Genomic DNA, 17,220 nt, shown 5'->3' with positions numbered 1-17,220 from the left:
GTTTACTCCGGAAAATGACCGCCCCCGGCCGGCTGGGATTCAACTTCCAGCAGGGTCAGTTTGAGGGTTTTGCCGCCTGGTGCTGGCCAGTCGATGTGCTGGCCAACTTTAAGGCCGAGCAGCGCGCTGCCGACCGGCGCCAGAATGGAAATCTTGCCTTCGTCGGCGTTGGCGTCCTTGGGATAAACCAGGGTCAGGTGATAGTCCTTGCCACTGCCTTCTTCGCGGCAATGCACACGGGAATTCATGGTGACGACATCGGCGGGCACTTCTTCGTGACCGACCACGGTATCGGCGCGATCCAGTTCGGTTTGCAGCGCAATGACGCCCGGCAGCGTGTCATCCAGGCTGTCGATCAGGCGCTCCAGACGTTGCACGTCCAGACGAGTAAGGGTGATGGAAGGTGTGGTCATGATTGAGGCAGACTCCTTTCTTCTGCACAAAAAAAGCAAAACCCCGCCAGAAAAAGGCGGGGTTTTCACGAGCCTCGATGGGTTGAGGCGTTTCTGGACACTATCACAGCTCAATAAATATACAAGTGAGTGGCGACCACGCACCTGCGCTGACATTTTTGAGAGAGGCTTGCCTGTGGCGAGGGAGCTTGCTCCCGTTCGGCTGCGCAGCAGTCGTAAGCTTTTTGGGGCCGCTTCGCAGCCCAGCGGGAGCAAGCTCCCTCGCCACAAAAGCTCTTATGCCAAGGCTTTGCGCTGGACTGCCTGGGCGCAGATCACACGCCGACGATCATCATCCGCCGAGCGCCATTCGCGGATGTCTTCGACATGGCGAAAACAGCCGAGGCAGACCTTCTGTTCGTCCAGCCGACACACACCGCTGCACGGCGAAGGCACGGCCGGGCTGACATTGCTGTAGAGCGGTTTGGGCGGACGAACGGGCGCAGGCTGGGTCACGGTCTCACAGGCCTTCGAAATCGAGCTCGACGTCAGCTTGCTGCTTGACGATGCGCTCAAGCATCTCGCCCAACTGTTCTTCACTCTTGTCGCACATCCAGCGCTCGCTCTCTTCGTCGTAATCGAAGTGGAAACCACCGGACACGGCCGCAAGCCACAGCTGACGCAGGGGTTCCTGGCGGCTGAAGATCAACTGGCTGCCGTTTTCGAACTTGACGGTGAGCACACCGGCCGAGCTCTCCAGATCGATATCCAGGCCACTATCGTCAAAAATATCCTCCAGCGTCTGCTGGGTGGCATCGACCAGGTCATGGAAACGGGCTTCGGTCAAACTCATTACGGCAACCTCAAAAAGTGTCTGTTCACGCTCAAGCGCCGCAAGATACGGGCGAGCCCCGGTGATTGCAAAGGATAACGACCCACGGTGATCACGAATCCTGTGGGAGCGAGCCTGCTCGAGAAGGGCCCATCATATTCAACATCAATGTTGACTGACACTACGCCTTCGCGAGCAGGCTCGCTCCCACAGGGATTGCGCCCGGCTGACCAGCATCGTGCCAAGCCCCGCCGGACGGGAGCCCCGTCGCATAGGCAAGCTGACGGGTGGCCGGTATACTCCGGCGCAATTAATGCATTTTCAAGGATTTCGCCATGAAGCGCCTGATCTCTTCCCTTGCTGCGCTCGTCGCGGTTGCCTGCCTTGTGTCGGCCTGTGGTCAAAAAGGCCCGCTGTATCTGCCCGACGATTCCCAGGATCCCGCCGAGCAGGCTCAGTCCTCGCAAAAGCAGCCGTCCAAAGCACACAAGCACGACGTCTACCAATAAGGGAACGCCATGGACGCTTTTAATTACCGTGGCGGGGAGCTGTTTGCCGAAGGTGTGGCCCTGTCGGCCATCGCCGAACGTTTCGGCACACCGACCTACGTCTACTCCCGCGCGCACATCGAAGCCCAGTACCTGGCATACGCCGATGCGCTGGTCGGCATGCCGCACCTGGTCTGCTTTGCGGTCAAGGCCAACTCCAACCTGGGTGTACTGAATGTCCTGGCCCGTCTTGGCGCCGGTTTTGACATCGTCTCCCGTGGCGAGCTGGAACGCGTACTGGCCGCCGGCGGCAGCGCCGACAAGATCGTTTTCTCCGGTGTCGGCAAGACCCGTGACGACATGCGTCGCGCCCTGGAAGTTGGCGTCCATTGCTTCAACGTCGAATCCACCGATGAGCTGGAGCGTCTGCAAGTGGTCGCCGCCGAGCTGGGTGTTCGCGCACCGATCTCGCTACGTGTGAACCCGGACGTCGATGCCGGCACGCACCCGTACATTTCCACCGGTCTCAAAGAGAACAAGTTCGGCATCGCCATCGCCGACGCCGAAGACGTGTACATTCGCGCCGCCCAGTTGCCCAACCTGGAAGTGGTCGGCGTCGATTGCCACATCGGTTCGCAACTGACCACCCTGCCGCCGTTCATCGACGCCCTCGACCGCCTGCTGGGCCTGGTCGACCGCCTCGGCGATTGCGGCATCTACCTGCGCCACATCGATCTCGGTGGCGGTTTGGGCGTGCGTTATCGCGATGAAGAGCCGCCATTGGCTGCCGACTACATCAAAGCCGTGCGCGAGCGTCTCGACGGTCGCGACCTGGCGCTGGTGTTCGAGCCGGGCCGTTTCATCGTCGCCAACGCCGGCGTGCTGCTGACCCAGGTCGAGTACCTCAAGCACACCGAACACAAAGACTTCGCCATCGTCGACGCGGCCATGAACGACCTGATCCGTCCGGCGCTGTACCAGGCCTGGATGGATGTCACCGCCGTGCGCCCGCGCACTGCAGCAGCGCGCGCCTACGACATCGTCGGCCCGATCTGCGAGACCGGCGACTTCCTGGCCAAGGATCGTGAACTGGCCCTGGAAGAAGGCGATCTGTTGGCCGTGCATTCGGCCGGCGCCTATGGGTTTGTCATGAGTTCCAACTACAACACCCGCGGCCGCGCCGCCGAAGTGTTGGTGGACGGTGATCAGGCATTTGAAGTGCGTCGCCGTGAGACGGTAGCCGAGTTGTTTGCTGGCGAAAGCCTGCTGCCGGAGTAATCCCATGCTGCTGCGTTTTACCAAGATGCACGGCCTGGGCAACGACTTCATGGTCCTCGACCTGGTCAGCCAGCACGCGCACATCCTGCCCAAGCACGCCAAGCAATGGGGCGATCGGCACACCGGCATCGGTTTCGACCAGTTGCTGATCGTCGAAGCGCCGAGCAACCCGGACGTGGACTTCCGCTACCGGATCTTCAACTCCGATGGTTCCGAAGTGGAACAGTGCGGCAACGGTGCGCGCTGTTTCGCCCGCTTCGTGCTCGACAAACGCCTGACCGCCAAGCGGCAGATTCGCGTCGAGACCAAAAGCGGCATCATCGAACTGGATATCCGCAGCGACGGCCAGATTGGTGTCAACATGGGCGCACCGCGCCTGGTACCGACCGAGATTCCATTCGACGCGCCAGAACAGGCCTTGAGTTATAAGCTCGATGTCGAGGGTACGACCGTCGAACTGGCCGCCGTGTCCATGGGAAACCCCCATGCCGTGTTGCGGGTCAGCGACATCAACAACGCACCGGTGCATGAACTGGGACCGAAAATCGAACACCACCCGCGCTTCCCGGCGCGGGTCAACGTCGGTTTTCTCCAGGTCATCGACCGGAACCGTGCGCAGTTGCGCGTCTGGGAACGTGGCGCCGGGGAAACCCAGGCCTGCGGCACCGGCGCCTGCGCTGCTGCAGTGGCCGCGATCAGCCAGGGGTGGATGGATTCGCCGCTATTGATCGACCTGCCCGGCGGGCGTCTGTCCATTGAATGGGCGGGCCCTGGCCATCCGGTCATGATGACCGGCCCGGCAGTCCGCGTTTATGAAGGACAAGTGCGTCTTTGAGAGAGTCGAATCCATGAAAGATAAGCCCCAGGTTCCCGCCCCACAGCCCGACGAATCCCCTTCCGAAAGCCTTGAGGCGGCGGCGATTGCCGCGTACCTGGAGGCTCATCCGGATTTCTTCGTCGAGCACGAAGAACTGCTCCCGGCCTTGCGCATTCCGCACCAGCGCGGCGATACCGTCTCGCTGGTCGAACGCCAGATGAAGATCCTGCGCGACCGCAACATTGAGTTGCGTCATCGCCTCTCGCATTTGATGGACGTGGCCCGCGACAACGACCGCCTCTTCGACAAGACCCGCCGCCTGATTCTGGCGCTGATGGATGCCAGCAGCCTGGAAGACGTGGTGATCAGCGTCGAAGACAGTCTGCGCCAGGACTTCCAGGTGCCTTTTGTCAGCCTGATCCTGCTGGGTGACAACCCGATGCCGGTGGGCCGCTGGGTCACCCATGCCGACGCGCAAACGGCCATTGGCGGCTTGCTCTCGGAAGACAAAAGCGTCAGCGGCAGCCTGCGCGATCACGAACTGGACTTCCTGTTCGGCGAAGAACAGCGCAAACAGATCGGCTCCACCGCCGTTGTCGCCATCAGCCATCAAGGCATCCACGGCGTCCTGGCCATCGCCAGTCGCGACCCGCAACACTACAAAAGCTCGGTCGGCACGCTGTTCCTGAGCTACATCGCCGAAGTCATGGGTCGCGTGCTGCCTCGGGTCAACAGTTCCCTGCGCTCGGTACGCTGACCATGGAACGGCAACTGGACGCTTACTGCGAACACCTGCGCAGTGAGCGGCAGGTGTCGCCCCACACGCTGCACGCCTACCGCCGCGACCTCGACAAAGTGCTGGGCTGGTGCGTCAAACAGAACATCAGCAGCTGGGCCGCGCTGGACATTCAGCGTCTGCGCAGCCTGATCGCGCGCCTGCATTCCCAGGGTCAATCTTCGCGCAGCCTGGCGCGACTGCTGTCGGCCGTCCGTGGGCTCTATCATTATTTGAACCGCGAAGGTCTTTGCGATCACGACCCGGCCAACGGCCTGGCACCGCCCAAGGGCGAAAGACGGCTGCCGAAAACCCTCGATACCGACCGCGCGCTGCAACTGCTTGAAGGCGCGGTGGAGGATGACTTCCTGGCACGTCGGGATCAGGCGATTCTGGAGCTGTTCTATTCCTCGGGTTTGCGCCTTTCGGAGCTGACCGGGCTTAATATGGATCAGCTGGATCTGGCCGACGGCATGGTTCAGGTGCTCGGCAAAGGCAGCAAGACTCGCCTGCTGCCGGTCGGCAAAAAAGCGCGTGAAGCCCTGGAACTGTGGCTGCCGTTGCGGGCCATGACTAACCCGGCAGACGATGCGGTGTTCGTCAGCCAGCAAGGTCGGCGCCTTGGCCCCCGGGCGATTCAGTTGCGGGTCAAAGCCGCTGGTGAGCGCGAGCTGGGGCAAAACCTGCACCCGCACATGTTGCGGCATTCCTTTGCCAGCCATTTGCTGGAATCCTCGCAGGACCTGCGCGCCGTACAGGAATTGCTCGGCCACTCGGACATCAAGACCACCCAGATCTACACCCACCTGGACTTCCAGCACCTGGCCACGGTCTACGACAGCGCCCATCCACGGGCCAAACGCATTAAAGGCGATGATTCATGACCATCCAATTGATCACCTTCGACCTCGACGACACCCTGTGGGACACCGCCCCGGTGATCGTCAGCGCCGAAGCCATACTGCGTGAATGGCTGACCGAGCACGCACCGAACCTGGGCGCGGTGCCGGTGGAGCATTTGTGGGCTATTCGGGAACGGATCCTGACCCTCGAACCGAGCCTCAAACACCGTATCAGCGCGCTGCGGCGCCGGGTGTTGTTCCATGCGCTGGAGGAGGCCGGATACGACCACGGCGAGGCGTCGGACCTGGCCGACAAGAGTTTTGAAGTGTTTCTGCATGCCCGGCACCAGATCGAGGTGTTTCCCGACGTCGAGCCGACGCTGGAAACCCTGGCCAAGCATTACGCCCTGGGTGTGGTCACCAATGGCAACGCCGATGTGCGCCGGCTGGGACTGGCCGATTACTTCAAGTTTGCGTTGTGCGCCGAAGACATCGGCATCGCCAAGCCCGATGCGCGCCTGTTTCATGAGGCATTGCAACGGGGTGGTGCGACGGCGGAGACGGCGGTGCATATCGGCGATCATCCGGGGGATGACATTGCCGGGGCGCAGCAGGCGGGGTTGCGGGCGATCTGGTTTAACCCGGCGCGCAAGGCCTGGGAAGCCGAGAAGGCACCGGATGCCGAGATTCGCAGTTTGACCGAATTGCCGGCGTTGCTGGCTCGGTGGAACGCCCAACACTGATCCTGAATTCACATACAACCCTTGTGGGAGCGAGCCTGCTCGCGAAAGCGGTGGGTCATCCGACACCTATTTTGAATGTGTTGACCCCTTCGCGAGCAGGCTCGCTCCCACAGTGGATAGTGCCAAGTCCATACCTTTTCTTCTCCCATGAAAAAGCCCGCAGCGACGGCGGGCCTTTTCAGCAAGCCAATAGCAGACGCTTAGATAGGCCGGCTGCCGTACTTGTTGTCAGGCTTCTTGGGCGGATCGGCGACCACATTGGCCTCCACTTCCTGCACCTTGCCGCCCCGTGCCAGAAACTCTTCCATGGCCTTGGCCAGGGCGTCGCGTTCCTTGTTCTTGGCTTCGACGCTCGGCAGCTCGTCAACCGACACCGCAGCCTTGGCTTTGCCTTTGGCGGTCGGAACGGGCGTTTCACCGCCGTCGTCTTCAGCGACGTCTTCGGCCGCTGCTTCCAGACCTTCTTCGGTTTCGTCGTCGCCTACTTCGAGGTCGTCGTTTTCCAGATCATCGTCGCTCATGTTCTACCTCATGACTTGCGAAAAGCAGATTAGTTATAGCCCAGCTTCACCGTCTGTCGACAGCCGCCGGAAAAATTCAATAACCGCTGGTGACCAGCGGTTCATGCCTCTTCACCGTGCACGGTGGCGAGGACTTTACGGGCACCGCCAAAATCACGGTGCTCGCCCAGATAAACACCTTGCCAGGTCCCCAGCGCCAGTCGGCCTGCCGAAATCGGCAAACTGAGCTGACAGCCAAGCACGCTGGCCTTGAAGTGCGCCGGGAGGTCGTCCAGGCCTTCGTCGTTATGCTCATAGCCGTCTGTTCCTTGTGGGATCAGACGATTGAAAAATCGTTCGAAGTCGCGACGTACCGCCGGATCGGCGTTCTCGTTGATGGTCAACGACGCCGAGGTATGCTGCAGCCACAAATGCAACAGACCGACCCGGCACGCCTTGAGTTCAGGCAGGCCGGCGAGTAACTCGTCCGTTACCAGATGAAAGCCCCGGGGCCGTGCCCGCAGGGTAATCAGAGTCTGTTGCCACATACAGTTCTCCGCACGTTCGGGGCGCATTCTAGCGCGCTCTGGGAAAAAACAAAGGCCCTAATATTCCTTCAATCATGTAAGCCATTGGCCGCAGAAAAACGCCCGTCGTAAACGCCACTAAACGTGTACGAAAAAACCTTTCAGCAGTCTCTTCACTGACAAACGCCAGACAAAAAAATGCCCGGCAAGCCGGGCAAGTTTTTTATGCGCGTGCTTACAAGTTGTAGCCGCGTTCGTTGTGGAGTGCCAGGTCGATGCCGACGGCCTCTTCTTCTTCCGTGATACGCAGACCCATGACAGCGTCCAGGACCTTGAGAATGATGTAGGTGACGATCGCGGTGTAGATCACCGTGAAGCCCACGCCTTTGCACTGAATCCAGACTTGAGCGGCGATGTCGGTGACGGTGCCGAAGCCACCCAGGGACGGTGCGGCGAACACACCGGTCAGGATCGCGCCGAGGATACCGCCGATGCCGTGCACACCGAAGGCGTCCAGGGAATCGTCATAACCGAGTTTGCGTTTCAGCGTGGTGGCGCAGAAGAAGCACACCACGCCCGCTGCCAGGCCGATGACCAGCGCGCCCATCGGGCCCACGGTACCAGCGGCCGGGGTGATGGCGACCAGACCGGCCACAACACCCGAAGCGATACCCAGTGCACTTGGTTTGCCGTGAGTGATCCACTCGGCGAACATCCAGCCCAGTGCAGCGGCGGCGGTTGCGATCTGGGTCACCAGCATTGCCATACCGGCGGTGCCGTTGGCCGCAGCGGCGGAACCGGCGTTGAAACCGAACCAGCCGACCCACAACATCGCGGCGCCCATCAGGGTGTAACCGAGGTTGTGCGGTGCCATCGGGGTGGTCGGGAAGCCTTTGCGCTTGCCGAGCACGATGCACGCAACCAGACCGGCCACACCGGCGTTGATGTGCACCACGGTGCCGCCCGCGAAGTCGAGCACACCCCAATCCCACATCAGGCCGCCGTTGCCGGACCAGACCATGTGCGCAATCGGTGCGTAAACCAAGGTGAACCACACGCCCATGAAGATCAGCATGGCGGAGAACTTCATCCGCTCGGCGAAGGCACCGACGATCAGCGCAGGGGTGATGATGGCGAAGGTCATCTGGAAGGTGATGAACACCGCCTCAGGGAACAGCGCCGCAGGACCGGTCAGGCTCGACGGCGTGACACCGGCGAGGAATGCCTTGCCCATGCCACCGAAGAACGAGTTGAAGTTGACGACGCCCTGCTCCATGCCGGTGGTGTCGAACGCGATGCTGTAGCCATAAATGACCCACAGAATGCTGATCAGACCGGTAATGGCGAAGCACTGCATCATCACGGAAAGAATGTTTTTGGAGCGAACCATGCCGCCGTAGAACAGGGCGAGGCCGGGAATGGTCATGAACAGCACGAGGGCTGTCGAGGTCATCATCCAGGCGGTATCGCCGGAGTTGAGGACTGGGGCCGCCACTTCGTCTGCCGCCATAGCCAGGCTGGGCATTACGAGGGACAACAGGGCTCCTAGCCCTGCGAATTTACGCAGAGTCATATTGTTTTCTCCTGGGGCGTTGGGTTTGTGGCGGCGTTTAAATCGCGTCGGTATCGGTTTCGCCGGTACGGATGCGAATCGCCTGTTCCAGATTGACCACGAAGATCTTGCCGTCACCGATCTTGCCGGTGTTGGCGGCCTTGGTTATCGCCTCGATAACTCGGTCCAGATCCTTGTCGTCAATGGCGACATCGATCTTTACCTTAGGCAGGAAATCGACCACGTATTCCGCGCCGCGATACAGCTCGGTGTGACCCTTCTGCCGACCGAAGCCTTTGACTTCAGTAACGGTAATGCCCTGCACGCCGATCTCGGACAGCGACTCGCGCACGTCGTCCAGTTTGAACGGCTTGATGATGGCAGTGACTAGCTTCATGAAAACTCTCTCCCGAATTGGTGGACTTGCCCCAGGAAAACAAACCCGACTCAAGTCTAAGCGCAGTGCCTGGCTTTGTAACGCATCGTCGACCTTACCTGCCCGTCCGACGCCAGCTAACCGCTCCTCACGAAACAACTCCCCGTTCCGCTTGGCGCACTGCATTCGTCACAGCGACTGCATCAGTGCATGGGTTACGACTGACTAAGCAGAAAGCTTGCCATCTCGCCAAAACCCACTGAATTCAACCCCTTGACCGCCGCCAACAGCCCCTTTCCTTAATCGGCCCCACGGATACGCACAACAACAGTGCGCAGCCGTCTGTCCACATGCGCGAAAAGCGTGCATCCCTGCTGACGGAATTGACTATAGACACTGCGTGATACACTGCCCGCCATTGTTGACAGGACATTTCCCATGCTCGCACCCAAAGATTTCCTCGACGCCCTGAGCGGCACCGCCTCCCGCCTCTTCAGCGGCGAAACCCCATTGCCGAAAAGCGAAATCGAAAGCCAGTTCAAGGCGTTGTTGCAGAGCGGCTTCAGCAAGCTGGACCTGGTGAGCCGGGAAGAGTTTGATAGCCAGATGGTTGTGCTGGCGCGGACCCGGGCACGGCTGGAAAGCCTCGAAGCGAAGGTTGCGGAGCTGGAAGCGAAGCTGAATCCGCCTGCCGAGTAACCCACCAGACAATGCAATCCCCTGTGGGAGCGAGCCTGCTCGCGATTAGAGTCACCTCGGTCTACCAGCCTTCCCACACTGGACCGACCAACCCTGTAGGACCTGCCAAAGGCTGCAATCTCCTGATCTGCCGCCCCGCCACCATCTCGGCAACGTCCTACAAAGATCACCACCGCCGTCCGATAGCGCCGTGAAGCCCAGGCTCCTAAGCTCATTCTCAGCTGAATATTCAGCACTGGGTTTGGCGACCTGGAAGCTTAAGGCGTACGACGACCATCTCTCGAGTCATGGCGGCTGTGCGTGGGAGACCTTCGGGTCTGCCGGGTTCCTTTTGCTCCGGTTCGCCAACCCGCGTACAGCTGCCACCCAATTGTTTGGCGACGATTGACGGCAGCCTCTTTAGCAAAAGGAGCTGTATTAATGAGTTGCGATAACGCTTATCTAGTCCCTCACGTCTTCACCCGCCACAAACTCCACCTCCACGCGCTTTTGATCGAAAACCAGCCTTGGTTCAGCGCCCGAGACCTGGGCCGTCTGCTTCGCCTTTTCCTCGACGAACGCGCCGTCCGAAAACTCGATCCCGATCAACATCAATCCGCGCGAGTCGTCATCCACGGCACCCTCGAAAACACCCTGATGATCAGCGAATCCGGCGTGTACGCCCTGCTTGTCTACCACTACTGCCCCGAATACCGAGGCCTGCGCGAATGGCTGACCCACAACGTAGTGCCAGCCCTCAGAGACGCCCAACATCCGGCAACAAGCGAACGCCCGATTCTGAGTCTGTTGAACTGGCCGGAGATGTCGCTGAGTTTGCTGCACTGGAATAACCAGCCGTGGATTCGGTTGCAGGATGTTCCGCACATGCTTGCGGAGGGTGAACGGGTGCAACGGACGGTCAATGCGCCTTGGTGGAAGCGTGCTTCGCGGATGTTGCAATCGCTTTAAGTATTTAAAGCCCTACCACGTTCGATTCCAGCTTCCCGCAAATCGTAAGTCGCTTGCAGGTTCAGCCAGAACTCGGGCGTGGTGTTCAGGTGGTCAGATAGCTTCCCCGCTAGATCAGCACTGACACAACGCTGTTGCATCACGATATCGTTGACCACATTTAACGGTTCGTTCAACGAATGGGCGAAAGCTGACTCTGAAATGCCCAACGGTTCAAGAAACTCCTCCTGAAGAATTTCGCCAGGATGAACGGGCCGCATTCCATTACTGTTCATTATCCTCTCCGAAGTCAGCGATCAATTAATGATCATAAGCAGCCCAGCCAGACAGACAAGAGCGCTCACCCACTTTCACCGGCGTCCGTCATTGTTCTAGGCAAGGTCCTACAAAAACATCATCCCGAGACCCATTACGTCGGCACCCCACGCTCGCTTACGCTTCATCACCAGAAAGACACTCGCAACATCCAGTGAAAGTTTGTCGCCTCATTCGTAACGCCGAAGAACAACACCCCGACTACCCTTCAAAAAACCGCAGGAAGCGGTTCCCGTAAAGCTCAAGGAACGACCATGTCCCTCTCCATCGTCCACAGCCGCGCCCAGATTGGCGTGGATGCGCCCGCCGTTACCGTAGAAGTCCATCTGGCCAACGGCTTGCCGTCGCTGACGATGGTCGGTTTGCCCGAAGCAGCAGTGAAGGAAAGCAAGGACCGGGTACGCAGCGCGATCATCAATTCAGGCCTGCAATTTCCGGCGCGGCGCATCACGCTGAATCTCGCGCCTGCGGACTTACCTAAAGATGGTGGATACAGGTTAGGTGAGCCTATGGACGGCGTACCTGCAATGTTTCACCCTATGGACATGGACGGTTTTGTTCGGTCAGCTCATTTGAGAACTGACGGTCAATACCGCATGAAAACGGGGGTTAAATTTGTCACGGCAAGAATATATTTCCTTTACTCCTCATCGAGTTCAAATAGATGGAAATGAGGTTCAATGGACGACTGGATCTCAACTGAGTGCGGTGAACGGCCTTCCACAAATATTTTGGTCTTGTGGACTTCCTTGGCGTGAAGCAAATCTTTGGCTAATGCTGCAAGCAACCCAATATCAAAAAGATATTGAGACTGTAAAATCCAAAGCCACATCCATACACGCTTATGCGAAATGGCTCGAAGAAGCGCAAACGAACTGGTGGGACTTTCCTGTAAAAGAGCGCGACAGATGCTTGGTCAAATACAGGGGGTTTTTAATAAGCTCAAGAAAAGCTAACCTCATAGCTCCTTCTACCGCAAGCCAGCGCATGCGCGTTGCTATCCAGTTTTATAGATGGCTCAGACATAACGGGTTGATATCTCCTGAGTGGCCGATGTGGCGGGAGCGTTTTTTGAGCTTAAAATTTAACAATGCTTTTGGCTTCGAACGCACTTTTGCCGTTAATAGCACAAACCTGTCGATACCTAATCGCTCGTCCCCAGGGGAAAAACTGGAAGATGGACTATACCCCGTATCGGAAAATGACAGATCAAAAATACTTGAGATAGCTAGAGAGCACTGCTCAACGGAAATACATCTATTATTGATGGCCGGATTTTTTACTGGGATGAGAATTCAAACACTATCAGACCTTACGATCCCGACATTAGAAAATGCGGTTCAAGATCCCTCTTCTGAAGGTCTGTACCGACTTGCAGTGGGTCCGGGAGCGACACCCCCTGTTGCTACCAAGAACGGCGTGACTGGCCACGTGTGGATAACGAAACCGCTTTTAGACTCTCTGAAGGAATATTGCTATAGCGCACACCGTTTGTTGCGCGAGTCAAAAGCCAAACCTGAATATAAAAACCACGTTTTCTTGACCCGATTCGGCAATCTTTATTCAGTACGTGATAAAGATCGCTCCCCAGCATTAAATGTGGCAATGCATAACCTAAGAGCAATTGGGCGCCGCCATGGCGTGAATGCACTGAACAATTTCAAATTCCATCAGACTCGCTGCACATTTGCTACATCACTGGCGCGCCTCGCCATAAGGGCTGGTGGAGCGATACACGCAATTGCGATTGTGAAAGAAGCACTGCTGCACCGAGACGAATCAACAACGATACGATATATAAGGTTTGTAGAAAAAACACCTATAAAAATATCGATGGCAAATGAATTTACTAAAGCATTCTTTGGTGCAACAGGAAATTCAGGCGGTAACACGTGAAAGATATAACTCCCGACCTGACTTTTGATGGTGTGGAATATGGTCGACTTGAAACGCCATGGAGTCTAAATTCCTTAGTGTACAAAGGCGCCTCACAACTCCCTATTGATAAAGCGACACCCGCGATCAATAGAGGCGTATTTGGAAGTCCGAATCCAACAAGAATCCCCCTTGCCGAAAAATTTTTTAACATACTTCAAGGAGCCATCGTCGCTGGTAAAAGTCCAGCAACATTGAAGGGCGCATATCAGAGGTTGCGCAAGTTATACAAATGGAGTGACGAAAACAACTTCGAAATTACCGAGTCCACAGTCGAATCAATATTTCTTGACTGGAGTGATTCTTTAATAGCTGAGGCGCGAGCAAAGAATACCAATTCAGATACGCCGTGGACTTGCGCTGTGGCTGTCGGGGCATTGATTGACGAGGCGCTGAACAGAGAAAGGCAGATCATCAGCTATACGCGACTTCGTAAAAAATACGGCGTCAAAGGATGGCGAAAGACTGGCGAAAAAATCAACTTTGAAAAGTTATTCGTAATGGGTGAGGCGCTGCTGGACGTTTGCAACTCGCTTAGCAGAGAGACCATTCAAGGAGATCTGCCAGCACTTTTAAAATTTAGATCTGGAAAAGAGCTAGAACACTGGTGCCGATTAGTTCCATCGGAAAAATTAAAGAATGGGTTGGATGGTGCAACCAACAAGAGCAGTAAGCGCGCACTTTGGATAAGCGATACTTCATGGCGCACTCGCCATCCATTGATAAACCTGCGGCTAGAAGCAGAGTTATTGATATTTATAGCCCAAACACAAATGAACCTTTCGCAGGCCTCCAGACTTGAGAATGGAAAATTCACTTACCAAAGTTTCAGTGGCGGTTACCATGTAAAATCGATGTTTAAAGAGCGACGCCAGGGTGAAGTGGAATTTGACGTACATAGCGAATACCGCACTCACTTCGAGACCTATCTCGGCTGGCGTAATTCCCTATTTCCTGTAGAAGGGCTCCTCTTTCCGCTTACATCTCACTTCCAGCGAGCATCCACTACCTCAACCAACTTTGCTGCTACCAGAAAATTACTGAAACAAATCGATGTAGAGTACATCTCACCGAGGAGCCTCCGTCTTGCGAAGGTTAATTGGTTGCTTAGAAAAATTCGTGATCCAAACCTCGTAGCAGAAATGGCGCAGCACGAAGAGTCGACACTCCTAAGTCAATACGAGCGTCCAAGCTATCAAGCCGCGTTAGCTGAAATTACTAGATATCACCAAAAAACCGACCCGGCCTTTTCTCCACCGGGGCCTGGAGTATGTGTTAAGCCAACCCCTCTGGCTGCGAATGCGATACCAAAAAATGCGCCTGCGCCAGACTGCGCAAACCCTGCTGGCTGCCTATTCTGTCAACACCAACGAGACATAGCTGACATCGATCATGTGTGGTCTTTGTTTAGCTATCGCCACCTCAAATCTTTGGAACTAGCCTCTCAGCGACCTAATGGCGCTGCCCGAGACAAACATCCGGCGCAAATGGCTATTGAGGAGATCACTCGAAAAATTGCAGCCTACAAAGAAGTCGAGGCGTACAAAGCATGGGTGATAGAGGCGGGTGCTCGAATTGAGGAAGGCCGTTATCACCCAAAGTGGAACGGGTTCGTTAGACTTATGGAAATGAGAGTTTAAATGACCGCACTCGATTACCGCCTGGCACTTGGAATAGAACTTCCCTTTGTCACGCCAAATGCTGAGAACTTTCATCCTGCTACCTGGCCCCCCCTGCCAGACTTTCCAGTTGTGATAGACCAGTCAGGTATAGTCGTAAGCCGCTATGGAGACACAGTGTGGGATCTCTCTGCTTGGGCAGGGAGACCACTACAATTAGACTTTCAGGACTCAGGCGAACGATCTGGTGGTTTATCGACGGAAAGTGCTGCAATGGCGCGGCTTATTTCCGCATGGTGGCTATGGGGGCCGCGACCGGTAAATAATGCAGGAACATTAAAATCCCGCTTTACTCACCTATTTCCGATTTTCAAGTTATGCACTAACGAAAATGTAAACTGCTCCAATCTTTACAAAAATCCACATATTGTGGACAAAATTCCAGATATTCTTTCTTCGTCTCTCGCTGAACCAGCCCTAATCTTACTTCATACCCTCTACGAGCAACGATTTGAATTTGGCCATTTGATCCTTGACAGAGAATCGCTTCGACGGCTAAGCGGCGCTGTGTCGAAGCACGAAGGATCACAAACCGCTTATATCCCGCCAAGGATATGGACTTATCAGGTCAATCGTCTTCGGGAGTTCCTCGAAGACTACCATGCCTGCTCAGAGCAAATAGCAGGCTGCTATAATGAGTGCATCAATCTCTATAAAAACCTGTACGGATCTCTGGATAATATTTTTGATCCAAAAGTTCGACGACAGTCAAAACACTTTGGTCAGGGCCCATTTGGTTCATTCAGTGATATCGCTCGAAAATACGGGCTGCTGGACACGTTCAAAAAGTGGATCAATGGACCAGAGGCTGCTGATTCGAAGTGCGCGGTTTCCACACTCGGCAGTTATATGTCGTTAGCTACCAAGGTCGGCAACGCTTACATACTAAACTTCTCACTCATGAGAATTGAAGAAGCTTGGAAGCTAAGATACGAATGCCTGCAAATTGAAAAAGATCCACAGTTCGGCTTAATTTATACCATTGGCGGAATCACTACAAAGACACTTGAAGACAAAGATGCTAGGTGGGTCACCTCACCTTCAGTAGAACTTGCAGTAAATGTTTTGAGGCATGTGATAAATCTGAGATTCAAAACCGCGTCTGAACGCCTCGGCTCAACGATTCCTGCTGATCAGATATCTAATCCAACTTTTAATATTCGCCAATATGAACCTTGGTCTCGGGGAAATGGGTGTGGTAAACCATTCACTGTACGCCCCTCCTACCCTAGCTATCTTTCAATTATCGAAAGCTATCCCTTATTATTCGATAAAACGCAGACATTGATACAAGAAGCGGACTTGGAGTATGCAAGGCTCATCACACCGTCACTAAACGGTGACGAATTCTCTGTAGGTAGACCGTGGCCTTTCGCCTGGCATCAACTCCGCCGAACAGGTGCAGTTAACATGCAAGCATCTTCGTTGGTCTCCGACCCCTCAATACAATATCAACTTAAGCACGCTACTCGCGCCATGTCTCTTTACTATGGCAGAGGATTTTCTAGAGTGAGATTGGACCCAGTAGCGCATGCCACCTATTTAAAGGCAATGTATGAGGTGCTTGGGCAAGAGATTACAAGATTACTTACCCCCCGATTTGTTAGTCCATTTGGTGAGACTCATAAAACACAGATACTAAAAATTGTCTCGTCATCGGACGCGAAGGCGCTAGTCAAGTCCGCGAAAAAAGGATTAGTCAGCTGGCGTGAGACGCTAATAGGAGGCTGTACCAAAAGAGGAAATTGCACCCATGGCGGTGTAGACAACATCATTCGTTGCGGCGGTGGAGATGGGAAACCGGCTTGCGCGGACGGCCTATACGATAGAGAGCGAAAATCGGAAATTATTCAACTTGGAGACGATATACAGGACCTCCTATCTTTCGCCCATCCGGGTTCACCATACTACGACTCGCTAATCTCCCAAAACAAGGCGGTTGTAAACGTTCTTAAATTCTTAGACATGGATATTATATGAGCAAAGCAGAAGAAGCATTTAGGGAAGCTTTTGAGCGACTTAAAAAGAATGAGCCTATTAGAGTCGCGAAGGGCTCCATAATATCTCAGAACCTCATAGCTAAGGAGGCAGGAACTGATCCTACCGCACTCAAAAAGGCGAGATTTCCAAGTTTAATCGCGGAGATACAACATTGGATTAGTGCGAATGCACTTCCAGCGAAGGTCTCCACTAGGCAAAAAAATATCAATCAAAGAGCCAAGAATCGTACGTTTCGAGACCAGCTCGAAGAGATCAAAAAGCAGCGTGACCTGATCGCTTCTCAGTTGGTAGAAGCTGATGCCAAGATACTGGAATTAACACTTGAGTTGGAAAGATACCGGTCCTCGGTTCTGCCCCCGAATGTGACCCGGTTGCGCTAGGTCGGTTTAAGGCTGTCCAACCGCAGACATTTTTGAGCGAACTGGAGAAAATTTCTGGCGCAAGTATGGACATTGTCAATTCATGCCGCAGGCCAGTAAAAACGGGGGCTTCGTAAAATGTCCATAGTCGACGTACAAGCC

20 protein-coding genes and 1 pseudogene are annotated in these 17,220 nt (G+C 55.5%); 13 read left to right on the top strand and 8 right to left on the bottom strand.

Annotated elements, in window-relative coordinates; all coding sequences use genetic code 11:
- Positions 1-2 precede the first annotated feature (2 nt).
- The 3 genes from rnk to cyaY all read right to left on the bottom strand — a co-directional run bounded on the left by rnk (position 3) and on the right by cyaY (position 1,245).
- Complete coding sequence (gene rnk / locus FHL16_RS00310; protein WP_010465090.1) at positions 3-413, bottom strand: nucleoside diphosphate kinase regulator; 411 nt, start codon at positions 411-413, stop codon at positions 3-5.
- A 276-nt stretch (positions 414-689) separates the two neighbouring features.
- Positions 690-908 carry a DUF1289 domain-containing protein gene (locus FHL16_RS00305; protein ID WP_010465092.1) on the bottom strand — a complete coding sequence of 73 codons (219 nt, stop codon included), beginning with the start codon at positions 906-908 and terminating at the stop codon, positions 690-692.
- 4 nt (positions 909-912) lie between these two features.
- Positions 913-1,245 (bottom strand): iron donor protein CyaY, encoded by a 333-nt coding sequence (cyaY, locus tag FHL16_RS00300; protein WP_010465094.1) that lies wholly within the window; start codon positions 1,243-1,245, stop codon positions 913-915.
- Between the two features lie 314 nt (positions 1,246-1,559).
- On the opposite strand from cyaY, the gene lptM reads away from it, so the two are divergent.
- The 6 genes from lptM to FHL16_RS00265 are packed head-to-tail and all read left to right on the top strand — an operon-like array spanning position 1,560 to position 6,167.
- The gene (gene lptM, locus FHL16_RS00290) at positions 1,560-1,733 is read left to right on the top strand and encodes an LPS translocon maturation chaperone LptM (RefSeq protein WP_010465096.1); all 174 of its coding nucleotides are present in this window, start codon (positions 1,560-1,562) and stop codon (positions 1,731-1,733) included.
- A 9-nt stretch (positions 1,734-1,742) separates the two neighbouring features.
- Positions 1,743-2,990 (top strand): diaminopimelate decarboxylase, encoded by a 1,248-nt coding sequence (gene lysA / locus FHL16_RS00285; protein WP_010465097.1) that lies wholly within the window; start codon positions 1,743-1,745, stop codon positions 2,988-2,990.
- 4 nt (positions 2,991-2,994) lie between these two features.
- On the top strand, positions 2,995-3,825 hold the full coding sequence (gene dapF / locus FHL16_RS00280) for a diaminopimelate epimerase (RefSeq protein ID WP_010465099.1): 831 nt from the start codon (positions 2,995-2,997) through the stop codon (positions 3,823-3,825).
- 13 nt (positions 3,826-3,838) lie between these two features.
- The gene (locus FHL16_RS00275) at positions 3,839-4,564 is read left to right on the top strand and encodes a DUF484 family protein (RefSeq protein ID WP_010465101.1); all 726 of its coding nucleotides are present in this window, start codon (positions 3,839-3,841) and stop codon (positions 4,562-4,564) included.
- A 2-nt stretch (positions 4,565-4,566) separates the two neighbouring features.
- The gene (gene xerC, locus FHL16_RS00270) at positions 4,567-5,466 is read left to right on the top strand and encodes a tyrosine recombinase XerC (RefSeq protein WP_010465103.1); all 900 of its coding nucleotides are present in this window, start codon (positions 4,567-4,569) and stop codon (positions 5,464-5,466) included.
- A complete protein-coding gene (locus FHL16_RS00265) occupies positions 5,463-6,167 on the top strand; it encodes an HAD family hydrolase (RefSeq protein ID WP_077747148.1) in 705 nt (234 codons plus the stop codon). Before xerC ends, FHL16_RS00265 begins: the two co-directional genes overlap by 4 nt.
- A 200-nt stretch (positions 6,168-6,367) precedes the next feature.
- On the opposite strand, the gene sutA is transcribed toward FHL16_RS00265, so the two are convergent.
- The 4 genes from sutA to glnK form a co-directional block, all read right to left on the bottom strand.
- A complete protein-coding gene (gene sutA, locus FHL16_RS00260) occupies positions 6,368-6,688 on the bottom strand; it encodes a transcriptional regulator SutA (RefSeq protein WP_077747147.1) in 321 nt (106 codons plus the stop codon).
- A 101-nt stretch (positions 6,689-6,789) separates the two neighbouring features.
- Complete coding sequence (locus FHL16_RS00255) at positions 6,790-7,215, bottom strand: secondary thiamine-phosphate synthase enzyme YjbQ (protein ID WP_008030499.1); 426 nt, start codon at positions 7,213-7,215, stop codon at positions 6,790-6,792.
- A 214-nt stretch (positions 7,216-7,429) separates the two neighbouring features.
- Positions 7,430-8,767 carry an ammonium transporter gene (locus FHL16_RS00250; RefSeq protein WP_010465110.1) on the bottom strand — a complete coding sequence of 446 codons (1,338 nt, stop codon included), beginning with the start codon at positions 8,765-8,767 and terminating at the stop codon, positions 7,430-7,432.
- A 37-nt stretch (positions 8,768-8,804) separates the two neighbouring features.
- Positions 8,805-9,143, bottom strand: a complete 339-nt coding sequence (gene glnK / locus FHL16_RS00245; protein ID WP_002555808.1) for a P-II family nitrogen regulator — start codon at positions 9,141-9,143, stop codon at positions 8,805-8,807.
- Positions 9,144-9,560: 417 nt separating this feature from the next.
- On the opposite strand from glnK, the gene FHL16_RS00240 reads away from it, so the two are divergent.
- Positions 9,561-9,821, top strand: coding sequence for an accessory factor UbiK family protein (locus FHL16_RS00240; protein WP_010465113.1), 261 nt, complete (start codon positions 9,561-9,563; stop codon positions 9,819-9,821).
- Positions 9,822-10,241: 420 nt separating this feature from the next.
- Complete coding sequence (locus tag FHL16_RS00235) at positions 10,242-10,769, top strand: BRO-N domain-containing protein (RefSeq protein WP_077747145.1); 528 nt, start codon at positions 10,242-10,244, stop codon at positions 10,767-10,769.
- Here FHL16_RS00235 and FHL16_RS00230 read toward each other — a convergent pair.
- Positions 10,766-11,044 (bottom strand): HigA family addiction module antitoxin, encoded by a 279-nt coding sequence (locus FHL16_RS00230; protein WP_077747144.1) that lies wholly within the window; start codon positions 11,042-11,044, stop codon positions 10,766-10,768. The genes FHL16_RS00235 and FHL16_RS00230 overlap by 4 nt on opposite strands.
- A gap of 294 nt (positions 11,045-11,338) precedes the next feature.
- On the opposite strand from FHL16_RS00230, the pseudogene FHL16_RS00225 reads away from it, so the two are divergent.
- The 5 genes and pseudogenes from FHL16_RS00225 to FHL16_RS00205 form a co-directional block, all read left to right on the top strand.
- A pseudogene (locus tag FHL16_RS00225) lies at positions 11,339-11,575 on the top strand (magnesium chelatase domain-containing protein); the annotation flags it as partial.
- A gap of 124 nt (positions 11,576-11,699) precedes the next feature.
- A complete protein-coding gene (locus FHL16_RS00220; protein WP_077747143.1) occupies positions 11,700-12,980 on the top strand; it encodes a site-specific integrase in 1,281 nt (426 codons plus the stop codon).
- Entirely contained in the window at positions 12,977-14,659 is a 1,683-nt protein-coding gene (locus tag FHL16_RS00215; RefSeq protein WP_138739000.1) for a site-specific integrase, read from the top strand. The genes FHL16_RS00220 and FHL16_RS00215 overlap by 4 nt, the downstream gene beginning before the upstream one ends.
- Positions 14,660-16,678, top strand: a complete 2,019-nt coding sequence (locus tag FHL16_RS34290) for a hypothetical protein (RefSeq protein WP_238706144.1) — start codon at positions 14,660-14,662, stop codon at positions 16,676-16,678.
- On the top strand, positions 16,675-17,079 hold the full coding sequence (locus FHL16_RS00205; protein WP_077747141.1) for a hypothetical protein: 405 nt from the start codon (positions 16,675-16,677) through the stop codon (positions 17,077-17,079). Before FHL16_RS34290 ends, FHL16_RS00205 begins: the two co-directional genes overlap by 4 nt.
- Positions 17,080-17,220 lie beyond the last annotated feature (141 nt).

The organism is Pseudomonas sp. FSL W5-0299 (genome assembly GCF_005930655.1).
In the GTDB taxonomy this organism is placed as follows: domain Bacteria; phylum Pseudomonadota; class Gammaproteobacteria; order Pseudomonadales; family Pseudomonadaceae; genus Aquipseudomonas; species Aquipseudomonas mandelii.
Note: the sequence above shows the minus strand (reverse complement) of the source record. Positions and strands in the feature narration are given on the sequence as shown.

Coding starts and splice junctions, on each gene's coding strand:
- rnk (WP_010465090.1), bottom strand. CDS start 413: ATGACCACACCTTCCATCACCCTTACTCGTCTGGACGTGCAACGTCTG.
- cyaY (WP_010465094.1), bottom strand. CDS start 1,245: ATGAGTTTGACCGAAGCCCGTTTCCATGACCTGGTCGATGCCACCCAG.
- lptM (WP_010465096.1), top strand. CDS start 1,560: ATGAAGCGCCTGATCTCTTCCCTTGCTGCGCTCGTCGCGGTTGCCTGC.
- lysA (WP_010465097.1), top strand. CDS start 1,743: ATGGACGCTTTTAATTACCGTGGCGGGGAGCTGTTTGCCGAAGGTGTG.
- dapF (WP_010465099.1), top strand. CDS start 2,995: ATGCTGCTGCGTTTTACCAAGATGCACGGCCTGGGCAACGACTTCATG.
- FHL16_RS00275 (WP_010465101.1), top strand. CDS start 3,839: ATGAAAGATAAGCCCCAGGTTCCCGCCCCACAGCCCGACGAATCCCCT.
- xerC (WP_010465103.1), top strand. CDS start 4,567: ATGGAACGGCAACTGGACGCTTACTGCGAACACCTGCGCAGTGAGCGG.
- FHL16_RS00265 (WP_077747148.1), top strand. CDS start 5,463: ATGACCATCCAATTGATCACCTTCGACCTCGACGACACCCTGTGGGAC.
- sutA (WP_077747147.1), bottom strand. CDS start 6,688: ATGAGCGACGATGATCTGGAAAACGACGACCTCGAAGTAGGCGACGAC.
- FHL16_RS00255 (WP_008030499.1), bottom strand. CDS start 7,215: ATGTGGCAACAGACTCTGATTACCCTGCGGGCACGGCCCCGGGGCTTT.
- FHL16_RS00250 (WP_010465110.1), bottom strand. CDS start 8,767: ATGACTCTGCGTAAATTCGCAGGGCTAGGAGCCCTGTTGTCCCTCGTA.
- glnK (WP_002555808.1), bottom strand. CDS start 9,143: ATGAAGCTAGTCACTGCCATCATCAAGCCGTTCAAACTGGACGACGTG.
- FHL16_RS00240 (WP_010465113.1), top strand. CDS start 9,561: ATGCTCGCACCCAAAGATTTCCTCGACGCCCTGAGCGGCACCGCCTCC.
- FHL16_RS00235 (WP_077747145.1), top strand. CDS start 10,242: ATGAGTTGCGATAACGCTTATCTAGTCCCTCACGTCTTCACCCGCCAC.
- FHL16_RS00230 (WP_077747144.1), bottom strand. CDS start 11,044: ATGAACAGTAATGGAATGCGGCCCGTTCATCCTGGCGAAATTCTTCAG.
- FHL16_RS34290 (WP_238706144.1), top strand. CDS start 14,660: ATGACCGCACTCGATTACCGCCTGGCACTTGGAATAGAACTTCCCTTT.
- FHL16_RS00205 (WP_077747141.1), top strand. CDS start 16,675: ATGAGCAAAGCAGAAGAAGCATTTAGGGAAGCTTTTGAGCGACTTAAA.